5 protein-coding genes and 2 pseudogenes are annotated in these 17,090 nt (G+C 66.4%); all 7 read right to left on the bottom strand.

The features are described 5' to 3' along the window. Positions 1-546 precede the first annotated feature (546 nt). Positions 547-7,596, bottom strand: a pseudogene (locus ACWW36_RS21420) (alpha/beta hydrolase); the annotation flags it as partial. A gap of 41 nt (positions 7,597-7,637) precedes the next feature. Continuing rightward, positions 7,638-7,934, bottom strand: a complete 297-nt coding sequence (locus ACWW36_RS21415; protein ID WP_456137976.1) for a WXG100 family type VII secretion target — start codon at positions 7,932-7,934, stop codon at positions 7,638-7,640. Positions 7,935-7,938: 4 nt separating this feature from the next. Continuing rightward, positions 7,939-8,409 carry a YbaB/EbfC family nucleoid-associated protein gene (locus ACWW36_RS21410; RefSeq protein ID WP_456137975.1) on the bottom strand — a complete coding sequence of 157 codons (471 nt, stop codon included), beginning with the start codon at positions 8,407-8,409 and terminating at the stop codon, positions 7,939-7,941. Positions 8,410-8,662: 253 nt separating this feature from the next. Beyond that, positions 8,663-10,063: pseudogene (locus tag ACWW36_RS21405) on the bottom strand (MinD/ParA family ATP-binding protein); the annotation flags it as partial. Between the two features lie 34 nt (positions 10,064-10,097). Next, positions 10,098-11,489: a type VII secretion-associated serine protease mycosin gene (gene mycP / locus ACWW36_RS21400; protein WP_456142575.1), complete on the bottom strand. Its 1,392-nt coding sequence runs from the start codon at positions 11,487-11,489 to the stop codon at positions 10,098-10,100. Further along, positions 11,486-12,961, bottom strand: coding sequence for a type VII secretion integral membrane protein EccD (eccD, locus tag ACWW36_RS21395; protein WP_456137974.1), 1,476 nt, complete (start codon positions 12,959-12,961; stop codon positions 11,486-11,488). The genes mycP and eccD overlap by 4 nt, the downstream gene beginning before the upstream one ends. Next, complete coding sequence (gene eccCa / locus ACWW36_RS21390) at positions 12,958-16,989, bottom strand: type VII secretion protein EccCa (RefSeq protein ID WP_456137973.1); 4,032 nt, start codon at positions 16,987-16,989, stop codon at positions 12,958-12,960. Before eccCa ends, eccD begins: the two co-directional genes overlap by 4 nt. Positions 16,990-17,090 lie beyond the last annotated feature (101 nt).

Below are 17,090 nucleotides of genomic sequence, written 5' to 3'. Positions count from 1 at the left end.
CCGCGCGGCGTCAGCGTCCGCCTTGCGCACCGCCAGGTCGAGCTGGTTCACGCGATCCAGGAACGCGCGCTCGGCCGCGCGCGGCCGGCCGAACTCGTCAATCGTGGTCTGCACATGGTCGGCACGTTCCCGAAGCTGCTGCAGGAAAACACGATTCGCAATGTCACGATCTACCGCCGGTATGCCTTCGGCGTTGCCGATCCGGTAGGGATGAGTTTCGATCAGGGCCCGCTGCTGCTCCTCGGTCAACCCGGCCCACCACTCGACGTTGGCGCGCGCCCGCTCCGCGGCCAGTTCTGGGTTGCCCAACGGATTGATCAGCTCGTCCGGCCGAATTCCCCTTTCGGCCAACGCCGCATCCGCCACCACAGCGGATTCGGGCAGGCCGCGAACACGTCCGATCGAACCGGCGGCGCTGAGCTGACGATCGCGGCCCTCATACGGGTTGATGGGATTGCCATGCGGATCGAGGTAGCCGACGGCGGTACGGCGGACGGCGTTTTCACCCCACGCGGGTGGCCATCCTGTCCGCTCCCCACTGTGGGCGTCGATCAGGTAGATATCACCACCGTCGTTGACGGCGAGGTAGGCGTGGCCACCTTGACCGCGAACTCTCCAACGCGAGGCCAGCACGGCCGACGAACCGGGGCCGAGTTCTCGCAGCCTGGCCTCGACCTGTGAATACGTCGCGAATTGTGAGCTCGAACCGACAGCCTCGAAAAGCCTCCAGGCGTGCACACCCCTTGCTGACGGCGCGACGCGGAGGTGGATGTCACGCTCATACCTCGCCGACAACTCATCTGCGACGAGGTGGGCACAGTCGTTGTCGCGCAGAAAGTTTGGATTCCATCGGTGCCGACCGTGGACGGAGTGGTGGACGGTGGGGTCGTCGGCCAGTCGAAGGGGCCGCCCGATGGCGGGTTCGACCGTGTGTTCGCGAAGTCCTCCGCGCAGCGGGCGGGGTCGCTCATCGAGGGTGCGATGGCCCTCGGTGTCCACGCGGTCGGCATGTCCGGCGGCGATACGGCCGAAGTTGGTCAGCGACTCGCTGCGGATGTGCGGGCTGGTCCCCGGGTCCATGTAGGCCCAGTAGAGGCTGTGGGTCATCCGCGAGCCCCGACCCATATGGTCAAGGACGACAGGGAATTCCGCGGTGACACGGCGCGCGCCGAAGGTGTCCATTGCCGGGTCGATGCCCTGACCCATCCTTCGCACGACCCGCCCGAAATCGCCGGGACGCTCACCACCGAGCCCCGTCGTCCTGTCCCGAGACGAGGACGCGACGAACACGTTGTCGCCGATACCGAACTCGCTGGCATTGCGCAGTGGACCGGCACCCGGTGAACCGATCAGTGTGATCGTCTGCACGTGGCCGGCCAGCCGTCCGCCCTGCCCCGCGTGACTGACCGTGGTCGACCCATACGAGTGGGCGAAGACATGGTTACCGCTGAATCGGCTGCCGTTGCCTGCGAACACATCCCGCCCGGTATTGAACGAGGAAATATCGTTGGCGAAGATCTGGCCGCCCTCGCGCGCCATACGTTGCGAGGTAACCCGGGGATCCCAACTGCCCGGCGCCTTGTAACCGATGTAGGTGATCGACGCCGCCGACAGATCCGGGTTCTCCCGCAACGACGACTGCAACTGGTTGAACGCCCGCATCATCATCGGCCGCAGCTTGTCGATCGTCGTCGTCATCCCCGGCACGTACCACGACACCGAATCGGCCGTGTACGGGTCCTCGCCGAAGCTGACGATCGCCCGGCCGTTGCCGCCGAACGCCCGCGGATCAAACGCCAGCAGATACGGGCCACCCACCCCCGCACGCTCGGCATTGCGCCGCATCGAGCGCAAGGCATCTTCGATGCCGTTCATGCGGTCGATGAATGTCTCTTGCCTCCTGTTGAGCGCCACACCGCTTTCGCGCCGAGACACCAGCACGTCGCGATGCGTTAGATACTGCTGCAACACCCGCGAATTCGCCTCATGACGAGCCATCGGTGGGACGCCTGCGGCGCGACCAACCTCGTGCGGGTAGGTCTCGATCAACGCCCGCTGCTGGGCTTCCGACAATCCCTTCCACCACGCGGCGTTCTCCCGGGCCTGCGCGACCACCTCCGCCGTCCGAACCCGCGGATCAACCGGAGTCACCAAATCGGCGGCCGCAATCCCTTTCTCCGCCAACGCCATGTCCGCCACGACCCTGACGGGCACCGGGACCTGCTGGACCTCGCCCGCTGTCGGCAACTCTTCCGGCGTACGAGCCACGTCATCGACAGCGCCGTCTTCGACTCCGGCAGGCGGGGATTCGATGGATTCCACCCGCAGATTGCGGAAGCGCGGATTCCACGGCCGCCTGCGGTCGACGGCATGTGCGGCGGTGGGGTCGTCGGCAAGCCGGAGGCGGCGTCCGATTGCGGGTTCGACGGTGCGCTCGACCGTTCCTGCGCGCAGGCGCCGGGAATGCTCGCCAAGGGTGCGGTGGCCCTCGGTGTCCACGCGGTCGGCGTGCCCGGCCGCGATGCGACCGAAGTTGGTCAGCGACTCACTGCGGATGTGGGGGTTGGTCCCCGGATCCATGTAGGCCCAGTAGAGGCTGTGGGTCATCCGCGAGCCGGCGCCGCGGTGGTCTACGGCAGCGGGGAATTCGGCGGTCACCCGGCGAGCACCGAAAGTGTCCATCGCCGGGTCCAGACCCTGACCCCTACTAGACACAATCCGCCCGAACTCACCGGGTCGCGCACCGCCCAATCCGGTTGTCCCGTCGCGTGACGACGACGCGACGAATACGTTGTCGCCGATCCCGAACTCGCTGGCGTGCCGCAGTGGGCCGGCGCCCGGCGAACCGATCAGCGTGATCGTCTGCACTTCGCCGGCCAGGCGTCCGCCCTGCCCGGCGTGACTGACCGTGGACGACCCATACGAATGAGCGAACACATGGTTACCGCTGAAATGGCTGCCGTCGCCTGCGAAGATGTTGCGGCCCTCGTTGAACGACAACATGTCGCCGGCGAAGATCCGGCCGCCCTCACGCGCCATCCTCTGCGACATGACACTCGGGTCCCAGCTGCCGGGCGCCTCGTAGCCGATGTAGGTGATCGATGCCGCCGACAGATCCGGGTTCTCCCGCAACGTGGACTGAAGCTGGTTGAACGCCCGCATCATCATCGGCCGCAGCTTGTCGATCGTCGTCGTCATCCCCGGCACGTACCACGACACCGAGTCCGCGGTGTAGGGGTCTTCGCCGAAGCTGACGATCGCGCGGCCGTTGCCGCCGAACGCCCGCGGATCAAACGCCAGCAGATACGGGCCACCCACCCCCGCACGCTCGGCATTGCGCTGCATCGACCGCAACGCGGCCTCGATGCCGTTCATGCGGTCGATGAACGCTTCTTGGCTCTTGTTAAGCGCCACACCGTTTTCGCGCCGAGACACCAGCACGTCGCGATGCGTTAGATACTGCTGCAACACCCGCGAATTCGCCTCATGACGAGCCATCGGCGGAATTCCGGCGGCGCTGCCCATCTCGCGCGGATACGTTTCAATCAACGCCTGCTGCTGCGCCTCGGATAGTCCCCTCCACCAGGTGGCATTGTCGTGAGCCTGCGCCACCACCTCGGCCGTCGGAACCCGCGGATCGACGCGGGTCACCAAATCAGCTGCGGCTATTCCCCGGTCCGCCAACGCCAGATCGGCCCGCTCTCGCGGAGTCAGCTGTGGTTCAAGTGGGGCGACGCTTGCGTCGGTATGGGTGGGTTCGGCCCCACGCCATCGCGGATTCCACCGGCGGCGGGCATCGCGATCTCCCGGTGTCTCGGTTTCACCGTCGAGGCGCAGAGGCCGACCTGCTGCCGGTTCGGCGGTGCGTTCCCGGGTCCCGCCGAACAGTCGCCTGGGCCCTACGTCGACAGTGCGATGGCTTTCGGTGTCGACCCGGTCGGCGTGCCCGGCGGCGATCCGCCCGAAGTTGGCCAGCGACTCGCTGCGCAGCGCAGGATCGGAGCCTCGGTCCACGAACCGGTAGTACGCGTTGTGAGTGCCGCGGTTCCTTCGCTGGTCCATCTCCGCGGAGAACTCGGCTGTGACGCGTTGGGCGCCAAAGGATTGCATGGCCGGGTCGATCCCAAGCCCGCGACCGAATATCCGGCCCATCGATCCAGGCGTGCGCCCGCCAAGCGCGGTGAACGGGTCCCGTGACGACGACGCCACATACACGTTGTCCTCGCCGATACCGAACTCGCTGGCATGCCGCAACGGCCCGGCACCCGCTGATCCGGCGAGCGAGATCGTGCGAATGTCGTTGGCGAGCCGTCCATCCCGTCCGGCATAACTAGCAGTGGTGGCTCCGTAGGAATGGGCGAAGATATGGTTACCGCCAAAGTGGCTGCCGTCGTCTGCAAGCGTGTCGCGGACGGTGTTGAACGCGCGGATGTCGCTGTAGAGGATTTTGGCGCCTTCGCGGGCCATCGTGTGGCCTGCAGCGCGGAAAGTCTGCAACCCGCTTGGAGTGTCATAGCCGATCCACGCGATCGACGCCGCCGACACCGAAGCATCCTCTTGCAGGGTGGACTGTAAATGGTTGAGCGCATCGCCCATGCAGTAGCCGAGTTGGTCGACTGTCATCCCCTGCCCGGGAACGTGCCACGAGACCGAAGCCGCCTTGTACGGATCCTCACCGAAGCTGACGACGGCGCGTCCATCCCCGCCGAACGCCCCGGAATCGAAGGCCAGCAGCGTCGGTCCGCCGACACCGGTCTGAGTCGCCAAATCGCTTGCTCTGTCGAGGGCTTGCTGAATGCGGTCCAGGCGTGTCAGCTCCCTGCGCTGGAACCGGGTGAGCCGCTCGCCACGATCACGCCAAGCCTGCAGTTCTCTGCGCTGCTGGTCCAGCGCGTGAGTGTTGGCTTCGTGGCGCGCCGCGGCCGGGATGCCCTCGGCGTTGCCGATCTGATGTGGATAGGTGTCGATGAGGGCGCGCTGCTCGGCGCCCGTCAAACCGGCCCACCATGTGGCATTGTCGCGGGCCCGCTCGCTAGCCGCCTCCATCAGGCCGAGCGGATTGCGTAACTCGTCGGCGCTGTGCACTCCTCGCCGCGCCAACGCCTCGTCTGCCACGTCGTTTTGCGACGCGACGTGGCGCCACCCCTCACCCGGATCGTGGTCGCCGTGATGGGCACCGTCGGCGTCGCCGGGCAAGCCTTGGACGTGGCCGACAGCGGCCGCAGCCGCTAGGTCGCCGGATGAGTCGCGCAGCGGATGTACCGCATTGCCGTCGGAATCCAAATAGCCTACAGCCGTGCGTGATACGGCGCCCTGACCCCACGCGGGTGGCCAGCCGGAGCGCCTGCCGGTGAAGGGGTCCTCCAGGTAGATGTGCCCGCCCTCGTTGACCGCGAGATATGCGTGGCCGCCTCGGTTCGGGCCGCCGGCCCAGCTCGACGTCACGATCGCGGTTGAACCTGGTTCCATATTTCGCAGGACGGCGTCGACGTCGGAGTAGTTCGCGAATTCGGCACGGGAGCCGAAAGTTTCATACAGCACGCGCGCGGGCGCGCCTTCGGATGTCGAGAAAGGCGCAAGCTGAATGGGACGGCCGTACCGGGCCGACAATGCCTGTGCAACACGATCGACGCAGTCTGCGCGGGGCTGCCCGGACCTACTGTCGGCAGTGTCGCCTTGATTCGTGGAAGCCGCAACGGGCGTGTGCGCCTTTTCACCCTCCTGGGTGCTCGGCTGCGCCTTGGCGGCGGTGGTGTCGTGAACGCGGGCAGCGGCCGGTTCGGCCACCCGAGAGGTGGATCCGGACGCGGCGGGGGTTTTCGGAATATCTTGTTGTGCAGTGTTTTTCGCGGATGCGGTATCGGTACCGGTCGTGTGGAGATGGCTGGCTGACGTCGCAGTGGATGGCGCGTGCGGCGTCGGCGTCGATAGCGTATTGGTAGGGACACTGTGTGACCCGGATACCGCGGTCGCGCCCGTCGGCGCCGACGGCGGCGGCTGTGCCGAAGTGGCGGGGTCGGTGACATGTTCGCTATCACTCGGCGGGGCGGTGTCACTCGGCGGCGCAGCGTCGCTCTGCGGGGCGGTGTCACTTTGGGGAACGCCGGCTTCCTCGTTCGTCGTCTCGATCGTGGATTCCGCACCGGCCTCCGCGGGTGCCGCGGTGTCGTTGGGCGTATGGGTATCCGGAACGTGCCCGCTGTCGATCGGCCCGGCCGTCGTGTTGGTGACGCGCTCCGCGGAATCAGGATGTGGAGCGGGCGCCTCCCTGGTGGGATGAGCGTCCGTGCGCGGCTGAGCATCCGGAGACTGGTCGGAGGGATGCGGCGCGGCGCGGGTTGTGCTGTCAGTGGTCGAATTTTGGGTGCCGGTCGGCGGCGTCCGAGCGGGCGACGAATCAGTTTGGGGTGCTGCGCCATTCGTGTGTGTCGCCCTGACAGGCATCGGATTGGCCGCTGGTGAGTCAGATATGCGCGCGCCATCACCATCGTGCAGGGACTGACCGTTGCCGTTGACCGATGACGTATCGGTGTGAGGCTCGGGTTCGGCCCTCGCGGAGTCGCCGGGTTGGGATCCGTCAGGCGGCCTGACGGGTGACGGTTCGGGCGGCATTGGACCATTCGGCGGTGGAGGGCTTGGCGCCGGCGGCTCGGCGTGTGGGTCACCATTTGTCTGGGTTCTGGATCCGTGGGGACTGTGACCGCCCCCGCCCAGGCCGCCGATGCTGGACGTCGCTGAGCCCGCCATGATCGACAACGTGTCGAATTCGCCGCCGACGGACATATTGCCCGCCACGTTTCCCGCGATGCCTGCGCTGAAGAACGTCGTCGTTCCCTTGAGTGCACGGGAGAACGCGGTGCGGCCGGGACCGAGCGAATGCGCAACTGGGACGGCGGTTCCGCCTCCTGCCGCGCCGCCGACGGTGGAGGCGACCGCGGTCTGACGGAACATCGTCGGATCGAAACTGGCGCGGTGTCCTTTGCCGAGTTGAACACCCTCGACGATGCCCTCTTGGGCCAACCCCTGTCCCAGCTCTTGGAACGCTTCCTTGAGACCCTCGTGGAGGAGTCGCTTGATACCGGTCCTGGCCATCATGCCGCGCAGCGTGCCGACGATGCGCCGCAGCATCATCGCCACGATTTGGCGGATGGTCGCATTGGTCGCGGCTTCGATACCGGGTATGGCCGCGGTCGAGGCACCCCAGGTTGGGGCCGCGTTGGCGAGGCACCACCCGATCTCGGCCGCTGCCATGGCCAGGCCGACGATGATCGACAGCTTGCTGTACTCGATCTCCGTACCGAGGTTGCTAGCCCCATCGCCGAGCGCCGCAATCCCGTCGGCGAGCTTGTCCACCGCGTATTCGCCACCGAACAGCAGAGCAAACTGTTCAACTGCCGCCACCGCGGTTTCGCCGGACAACACCGAGATTGTCTCTTGGCGAACGCGATTCAGTTCAGGGATCAGGCTGACGAGATCCTCAGCGGCCGAACTGTAGTGGTCGCCGATGCGAAACATGCCATTTTCGCTACCTTGCGGCCACTCGCCTCCGGCAAGATATGACACCCACTGGAGGCCGGGCGGAATCTCAATGTCCATGGGTCACCGGCGTGGCCGTGTGCCGCACCATGGCGTCGAAGTCAGGCCTGGTCTTGCTGTTCGAAGGAATCAGCCGCGCCCTTCAGGCCGCGCGAGTAGTAGTCGAGCAGGCCCGTCTTGGCGTCGACGGAACCATCCATCCAAGCCAGCTGCGACAGGTAGCCACCATCGCCGTCGGCGAACTGTTCGCCGATCTTGTCATCGCCCCATTTGGCTCCCTCACCGTCGAGGTTGCCTCTCAGCCTCGACAACACGTCCTTCATCCGGGAGCTCACGTCCTTGAGGTGTTGCGCAGTGGCGCGCAGTTCGGGCGGAGTGACCCCCAGTGGTTCGGTCATCGGTTCATCTCCTCACGGTCGGGAATGTGCTGTCCTCGGAGACATCCCCTTGGTCGGCGTCGTGCTGATGCGGTGGCGCCGCTGGATCGGGTGGGGGCCACGCCGGCACCAGATCGCGCAGATCCGGTGCACCTTCGACGATGTCGGACAGTGATGGAAACCGCTTCCGACGCTCATTGATGGGGGCCAGCATCTCGGTCGCTCGCAGGGCTACGTCGCGGGCGGCCGACTGGGCTGCTTCGGTGATGTGGTCAGCGAGTTCGTCGAACTCGAACTCATCGAGGTATGCGTCGTCGATAACGGTCTTGATGACGTGGCCTGCAGCGTTGACCGTCACCTCGACCATGCCGTCGGCGACGGCGACCATCGCCGTGAGCTCCGCTTGCCGCTTCTGCACGCCCGCGATATCGGCCAGCTGTTCCTGAACCAGCGCCAACACCTCGGTCATTTCGTGCCGCAGCGCGTCATTGCTCAAGATGCCTCACCTCATCGAAGCTGCGGTAGATCGCTGCGCTCCGCAAGGACCCCTCAGGCCTTGCGGACAACGGTCGCGTGCCACCTCAGACGTTACGTGGTGTCTTGCTGAGGATACAGCCTTGTTCACAATAAATTCAGTATCGAACCTGTTGTGCTGCAGGCAATTTCGATCGTCACGTCGTTAATTTACGTTTGCTCGCAAACTAGCTGGCAAGCTCACCAGGGTGATCGTCAGACATCCTGCTGGCGCGTCATTGCCGGTGGCGTCCACCCCGCAACCGGGGGAACTTCTCCGCCACCGCACCGGCCAGCTCCAAATACGCTTGGAAAGTGGCCGGATTCAGCAAATCGAAGTCGATGTCAGCGCCTTCGGCTAGATGCGGGTCGAACGGGATGTGATGGATGGAGCGGCAGCGTGCTTCGAAATGCTCGTGGACCTTGTCGAGCTTCATTGCTGCCGATCCGGGACGGGACGAACTCAACACCACGTGCGCCTCCCGCACCAGCGCCGAATGGCCGTGCTGCATCAACCAGTCCAGCGTCGCCGATGCGCTGCGCGCGGCGTCCATGGCCGGTGAACTGACCAGGACGATGGCGTGTGCCAGATCCAGCACTCCGGCCATCGCGGAATGCATGATGCCGGTCCCGCAGTCGGTCAGGATGATGTTGTAGTAGTGCCGCAGAATGTCGATGGTGCGCCGGTAGTCGGCCTCCCCGAACACCTCCGACACCGCGGGTTCTTGTTCGCTCGCGAGCACTTCCAGGCGGCTGCTCGCCATCCGCGTATGGCTTCGGACGTCGGCGTACCGGTTGATATTCGGGTCCGATAACAGGTCACGCACGGTGGACTCGGTCGACGAGTCTTTGACCCGCTCCGCGAGCGTGCCACGGTCCGGGTTGGCGTCGACGGCGATGACGCGGTCCGAGCGCACCAGCGCCATGGCTGATCCCAGACCCAGTGTGGTGGTGGTCTTTCCGACGCCACCCTTGATCGACAGCACGGCGATGCGGAAGTCACCGGCGATGGGCTGGCGAATCTGGGCGAGCAGGTCTTCCTTGTCACGCTGCTTGCGCGACTCGCCGGGGTTGATGCGTCCGCCGCTGGCGCGGTGCAGCGCGCGGCGCCAGCCTCGCTGCGGTGTGCTTCGCGTGCGGCCGGCGACCTCGGCTTCATCGATTGGGGGCGGCGGGATCCGATACCCGGGCGGTGACCCGACGTTCGCGGGCGGTGGCGGCAGCCAACCCGGCGGTGGCGGCAGCCAGCCCGGCGGAGGTGGCGGCGGCAGCGGTCCTTGTGACCATGCTGGAGGTAATCCATACTGCTCCGGGCTCGGCTGCCACTCCCCTTGTGCCGGTGGCGATTCGGCGGGTTCGTCATCCTCGGCGGCGTCGAATTCGTGGCCGGGATGGCGTGTGTGCCTTTCTTCTTCCTCGTCGAATCGCCGTCCGATGTCTCGTGGGACTGCCGCGCTGGACACCTGCCATGGAGGGGGTGGCAGTCGACGCGCCGCCGACGGTTTGGCCGGTGGCGTTTCGGCGTCATCGGATGACTCGCCGTTCTCGGCCGGCCCGGCTCGTCGGGCAGCCATCCGCTCCTGCAGGGCCGCGGCACGCGCCTCGACTTCGTCGAGGTCACTCGGTGGCTTAGGCTCCGGCATCATCTCAGTCTCCGATCGTAGGTAGCATTCAGCGGCCGCGCCGCCGCTGGGCAACGGCGAGCGCCGCGGCGGCCGCCATCAGCGCAACGCTCACCGCGGTGACACCGAAGACGATCGCGCGCGCCCGCGCGTTGCCGGGATCTGGTCGTGGCGGTCCGCTGATCGGGGTGCCCGCATCGACGCGCGGGCCGCTGTTCGCGGGCGCCAGTTGGTAAGTCAGCGCGGCGATCGGATCCACCACCCCGTAGCCGGTGGCCAGATTGGGACCGTTATCCGGGGTGTGTGCTGTCCGCTTGATCACGTCCATCACCTGGACCGCGGTCAGCTCGGGGAACCGCGACCTGACCAACGCCACCACGCCTGATACGAACGGCGCCGCAAAGCTGGTGCCGTTCAACGGCACCATGCCCTGCTGACCGAGCTGGGCGTTGCTCAACCCGGGACCGTTGGCATCCAGCGAGGTGACCTGCTCGCCCGGCGCGGCCACCGCGACCCACGGCCCGTGCAAACTGAACTCGGCTGGCTCCGCAGTCGGGGTCACCGCACCGACGGTCAACACGTAATCGTCGAACCACGCCGGGCTGGCGATGGTGCCGACGGTGTCCCAGGCCCGCTCCATCGGCTGGTTGGGATCCGTCATCACATTCTGCGCATTGCACATGCTTTGCTTATTGAAGTTGCCTGCCGCGGCTACCACCACCACATTTCGCTCGAAGGCGTAGCGCACCGCACGGCCGACGGCCGCATCGTCCAACCCCGCGGCCACCGGCGCACATGCGACCTCGGACAGGTTGATCACGGTCGCACCGAGATCCACGGCCCTCGTGATCGCCAACGCCAAGGTCTGCGTGTTGCCGTAGCCGGTCGACGTCGCGTTCGGGTCGTCGTTTGTATTCGCTCCGATACCGGCAACGTCGAATGCCCCGCTGTTCTGCCTGATCGACAGGATGGTTGCGTCTGGAGCTACCCCCGCGAAACTGTCGTCGGCCGACGGGGCCGCCGCGATGATCCCGGCAACAAGGGTTCCATGAGCATCGCAGTCCTGCAGCCCGTCGCCGTTGGAAACGTAGTCTCCGCCGGGCTCCAACGCGGGCAGCCGCGGATGACGATTCACACCCGTGTCGATGACCGCGACTTTCTGTCCGGCGCCGCGGGAGAATCGCCACGCCGCGCGGTAGTCGAGCATCGCGTCCGCGCTCGTCTGCTTGGTGAAATCGGTGGCGGGCAGCACGCCCGTCGGTATGCCGCAGATCGCCTTCAGCTCGGTCGGCTGGGGAGGCCCGACTGGCCCCGCTGGCGGCGGACCAGGGTCGATGACCGGCGGAGTGATCGCGATTGCGGCCGGAGGCGCAAATAGACTCGTCGCGGCCGCCACTAAAACGACCCCGCCGACAGCCGCGCAGCGCCGCACGGCGTTCACCACGGCCCCAGTCGGTCGTACATACCAAGAGGCCAAAATGCCAGCGGGACAAGAGATGCCACTGCGACGTAGTCCACGTACGCGGCCGCTGTCGCCGCCCATCCGCGCGGGTGGCCGTGGCTGACGACGACGCCGGCGAGGCTCGCCAACGCCGCAACGGTTACCAACACGACAACCCCGGTCAGCCGCAGCGGCTCGGAGCCGGTTTGCGCTAGCAGGCAGGCCGCCAGTAACAGTGCCGTGGCCGGTCCGGCCAGCGCGGCACGCTCGATCCATGTCGAGGCATGGCGACTGCGCGTGGCCAGCACAGCCGCGCACGCAAGCGCAAATATGAAGGCCGACAATTCGGTTCGGGTGTGCAGCAGCACCGTCGCGCCCGCCACCACGACTGCCGCCAAGCCGGCCTGCAGTCCGGCTTGGGTCAGCGCCGCTGTCCGCACCCGGGCCCACACCTCCTCGGCGCTTGGCATCGCGGTACCGGAGTTGGTCGGCGCCGCGGACGTGAACGGGTCGTCGAATCGCCGATCCTTGTGCGCCGCTGACGGATCCGGCGCTGGCGCGGGAAGTCGTGCCAGCCGGCTGGTGAGCGTCGGAAGAGCGAGGCACCCCAGCACGGCGATCGTCGTCGTAACCGCCGCGATCACCTCGACGGGCCCCCCGAGCACGCGGCTCAGCAGGGCCAGCCCCCCGAACGCGAACACCACCGCGGCTGCGATGTAGGCAAAATGACCCGCACCGATCAGCCGGTAGTACGCACCGGTAAGAGTGAGCAGAATTGCGCAGGCGACCGACAAACCGCCTGTGCCGAACGGTGCCGCAAGCACCCATGCGAGCGCCGCGGTTATCGCAAGTGCCGGCCAGCCCGCGGCGGTGGCGATATCGGTCTGATTCATAACTCTTCGCACCACCGCCGCGCCGGCTATCAGGGCGAGCGCGGTGAACGCCGCACCGATGACCATCACTGTGCGGTGTGCCGAGAGTGCGTCGGTCATGAGGAAGACCACCCAGACGGCCGCGCACAGCCACAGTCCCACGAATGCCATCGCCTTGGCAGCGGACGCATTCCACGCGGCGTAGGCAGCTCTGTTGAGCCGCGCGGCCGCGTCGACGACGTCGTCGTGGAGCATCGGCGGCGATAACGCGGGCCGTGCCGTGATGCGTAACAGTTCTCCGTTGGAGATACCCGCGGCGCGCAAGGTCTCGTCGGGGGTCAGCACCCCGCCGCCGTCGATGCGGCTGAGCACCCAGTATGTGCGGCGCTCATCGCGGTCGGTGACGTCCGCGGAATCACTATCGCGATTCGCCTTGCGCGACCCGATCAGTTCCGCAAGCTCCGGCAGGAAAGCGGCCACCGGGACGTCCGCGGGCAGGGCGACGTCGAGCTGGGTGCGCCCGCCGAGCACGGACACCCTGACTACTTCTGGGGCCGCGGAAACCACCTGCACGGTGCGGAGCTCGCTGACCCCGGTCATAGGTCGGGCATTCGGGAAAGCTGGATTATGCCGCTCTTCATGCTGCGGGAAACCAGCATCCCGCGACCGGGAGGCATCGCGGTGGCCTTGTACCCGCCGAACAGTGCGCCTTCCTCCTTGCTGCCGCTCATCACTAAACCGTTGCAGGACAGGTCTTTTAGCCGCCCGATGAACGGGTCCATCATCGCCCGGCCCGCTCCCCCGCTGCGCCGGGTCACGATCACGCGCAGCCCGATGTCGCGGGCCTGGGGCAGATACTCCACCAGTGGGCCAAGCGGGTGGTTCAGCGAGCCGCCGCCGATGAGGTCGTAGTCGTCGATCATCACGAACAGCTCAGGTCCCGACCACCACGACCGCTCTTTGAGCTGCTGCTGGGTGATGTCGTTGGGCGGCAGCCGGTCCCGCAGGGCGCCGGCAAGCGCCGTCATCAGCTCCGCACACGACTGGGGCGCGGTGGCGTAGCCGCCGAGGTATTCGTCGGCGACGACGCCCAACAGCGATCGCCGGAAATCGACGAGGATGATCTTGACTTCGGTGGGCGTGGCGTTCTCCATCACGCCGGCGGCGATGTTGCGCAGCAGACCCGTCTTGCCGCATTCGCCGTCGGCGAATGCAACCAGATGTGGTTGTGCGTCGAAATCGACGACGACGGGCGCCAACTCGTCCTCGTTGATCCCGATGGCTATCCGAGACTTCGTGACCAGCCCGGCCCGCTCGGCCGTGCGCACCACGACATCGCGGTCGACGTTGTACGGAAGCATCCGCACCCGCGGCGCCTCACGGCCGTCGTAGTGCGCACGCACCGACTCGACCGCGGCGGCCACGCCGGCAGGCAGGTCGTCGACGCCCGAACTGGAATCCAGCCGCGGCAGCGCAATCAGAATGTGCAGCTTCTCGGAGTTGATGCCACGGCCCGGCTTGCCTATCGGCACCAATTCGGCTGAGCGACGGCCGACTTCGCTGTCGATCGGATCGCCCAACCGTAGCTCGATCCGGGTGCCCAACATGTCCTTGACCGCGGGCCGGATCTCCATCCAGCGGGACGCGGAGATGACCAGGTGCACGCCGTAGGACAGGCCTTGGATGGCCAGCGACTGCAACGTCTGCTCGAGGACCTCGAAATCGCTTCTGATCGAGGCCCATCCGTCGACGACCAGCACGACGTCACCGAAGTTGTCTTGGCTCAACGGATCCTGAGCGGCCACGTCTGGCGGCGCCGCAGCCAACTCCGCCTTGCGTTGCCGGAAGTCACGCATCGATTCGATGCCGAGTTCACGGAATCGCTCTTCACGGGCCCGCAACACACCCGCCACTTCGGCGACCGTGCGCCGGATTGCGTCTGAGTCCATTCGTCCCGCGACCCCGCCGACATGCGGCAGCTTCGACAGGCTCGTCAACGTGCCGCCGCCGAAATCCAGGCAATAGAACTGCAATTGCTCTGGCGTGTGCGTGGCGGCGGCGGCCATGACCAGTGTGCGCAGCGCGGTGGACTTACCTGACTGCGGCCCGCCGACGACGGCGACGTTGCCCTGCGCACCGGAAAGGTCGACGGTCAGCACGTCGCGGCGTTGGTCATAGGGCCGGTCAACGACACCGATCGGCATCCACAGTTGCCCGTTGACGTTCTGCAGGGCTTGCCATTCCGCGTCGGGCAACAAGTCGTTGACCGCGGGACTCTCGTCCAGCGGCGGCAACCACACTTCGTGTGCGGGACGACCGTGGCCCCGAAGGCGGCTCACCACCACGTCGAGCAATGTGGTCTTCGTCGGCCCGGCAGGCTGCGCAGGTTCTGATTCGTCGAGGTGCAATTCGGGCAGCAGCGCCGGTGCGGGATCCTTCTTGACGACCGCGGCGGTGAAGAGCTTGGGCGCGAGCGCGCCCAGCTGGGTGGCGCGCCCGGTCCGCGAGGACGTCCGCGGCTTGACATACTCACCCGAGACATAGCTGGTGTTGAATCGAATCGGTTCTGACGCATCGCATTTCAGGAATGCTGAGCCAGGAACGCTGGGCAGATGGTAAGCGTCGGGCACACCAAGCACGCTGCGTGATTCGCCCGCCGAGAACGTCTTGAGCCCGATGCGGTAGGACAGATGGGAGTCCAAACCGCGCAGCTTGCCCTCTTCGAGTCGCTGCGAGGCGAGCAGCAGATGAATGTGCAGCGACCTGCCGAGGCGTCCGATCATCACGAATAGCTCGGCGAAATCGGGCTTTTGCGAAAGCAATTCCGAGAACTCGTCGACCACGATGAACAAAGCGGGCAGCGGTTGCAGGTCGGCACCGTTGGCGCGGGCCCGTTCGTATTCGGTGACGTTCGTGAAATTCCCTGCGGCGCGCAGCAGTTCCTGGCGACGGTTCATCTCACCGGCAAGCGCATCGCGCATCCGGTCGACCATCGTCAGCTCGTCCTCGAGGTTGGTGATGATCGCCGCGATGTGTGCGACGCCCTCCAGCCCGAGGAACGTCGCACCACCCTTGAAGTCGACGAGCACCAGGTTGAGCGTCTCCGGTGAATGGGAGGTGACCATCGACAACACCAGAGTCCGCAGGAACTCGGATTTGCCCGAACCCGTTGCGCCGATGCACAAACCGTGGGGACCCATGCCGCCCTCGGCGGACTCCTTGATGTCGAGCTCGAGGGGCTGACCAGTCGGCGTGACACCGATCGGGACCCGCAGCCGTTCACGTGGCGACCGCGGTCGCCACACCTGTTCCGGGACGATTTCGGCGGCGTCGGGAATCTTCAACAACGACATCAGCCCCGGATCCGCCGACCTGGAATCAGCCTCGAGGCTGACGATGTGGGCGGCATTGGCGGGACGGAATCTACCGATTCGCCGCGCGGTCGTCTCGGCTTCGGCGATCGTGATCGCGTCGGGCGTGGCGAACCGTTCGACGCCGGCCGCGGTGCGGGCCGCGACGTCGTCGCCCTCCACCACCAACTGCAAACTACGCCGCGCCATCGCACCGTCGCGGGGGCCGTTGAGGTCGAGCACCGTCACGCTGTCCAGCCCGGCGTCGGTGACCAACCGCTCGTCGCCCGTGACGTATCCGTCGTCGAGAACCACGACCAGTTGCCGCAGGCCCGGGGTCGGCTGCGCGTTGCGGGAGAACCTGCCGCGCTCGGCAAGCTCGGCCGCAAGGGATGTCTCCAGCAACTCCAGCGTGGGGAACAGCAGGCGCATGGACCCCATCCCGTCGCGGACGGCGGCGTGCTGCGCGTGCGGCAGCCATTTGACCCAGCTCCAGTTCTCACCGTCGGGGTTCGCCGTCACCACCGCGACCTGCACATGGTCGGGCCCGTGAAACGCACACAGTTCCAGCACCATTGCGCGGACCAGCTGCTGCACCAGCTTGCGCTCGCCCTCGAATGTGACGGTCGGGAAGGCCCGCAACGACACGGCCGTCGGCAACGCGTGCACAACCGAATGTGTCTTGACGAACCGCCGCAACGCCACCGTTGACACCGGCTCGAGGTCCTCGGGTGGGCCGGTCTCGGGCGCAAGCAGCCGCGTCGCCAGACGGTGCGTTCCGACCCCGACGCGCACGTGGCAGTAATCCGGGTCGGTCGGCCGGCGTTCCCACATGCGGCGGGTGCCGACCACGTCGGCCAGCGCGCGCGGATCGGGGTGGCTCCACTCCAGCGCGGTGCGCTGCTGACTGCCGGTCTCGTCGGCCTCATCACGCAGATTCGCTAAGTAGCTGAAGTAGTCCTTGCGCTCTTCGTTGAGTTCAGCGGCGGCCTTGCCGGTACGCCCACCTCCACCCATGAACATGCCGGTCATCGACATAAGCATCATCATCGGGAAGATCAGGAACATGGGGTTTTTGGTCAGATCGCGACCGCCGACCGTGACCATCAGCGCGATCATGCCGATAACCGCGACGATCATGACGAACGGCATCAGCCGCATCACGAGGTTGCCAGGGATAGCCCGCGGAACCTCCGGTGGCGCAGCGAGATTGACTTCGCCACCCGGCATTCGCGGCGGCGCCACCCGGAGGCGGCGCACAAAGCCCTGCGTGCTCAACCGTCACTCCCCGACAAATTCCGAGACCAACGTTGCGGCTGCGCTGGGTATTGTCCTGGGTAATGTCATTGCCGAGCAATCCTTTTGCGCAGGAGAACGAC

It is taken from the genome of Mycobacterium sp. MMS18-G62 (assembly GCF_053877835.1).
The sequence above is the reverse complement of the archived record's forward strand: the minus strand, read 5'-3'. Positions and strand labels throughout refer to the sequence as shown.

Coding starts and splice junctions, on each gene's coding strand:
- ACWW36_RS21415 (WP_456137976.1), bottom strand. CDS start 7,934: ATGACCGAACCACTGGGGGTCACTCCGCCCGAACTGCGCGCCACTGCG.
- eccD (WP_456137974.1), bottom strand. CDS start 12,961: ATGACCGGGGTCAGCGAGCTCCGCACCGTGCAGGTGGTTTCCGCGGCC.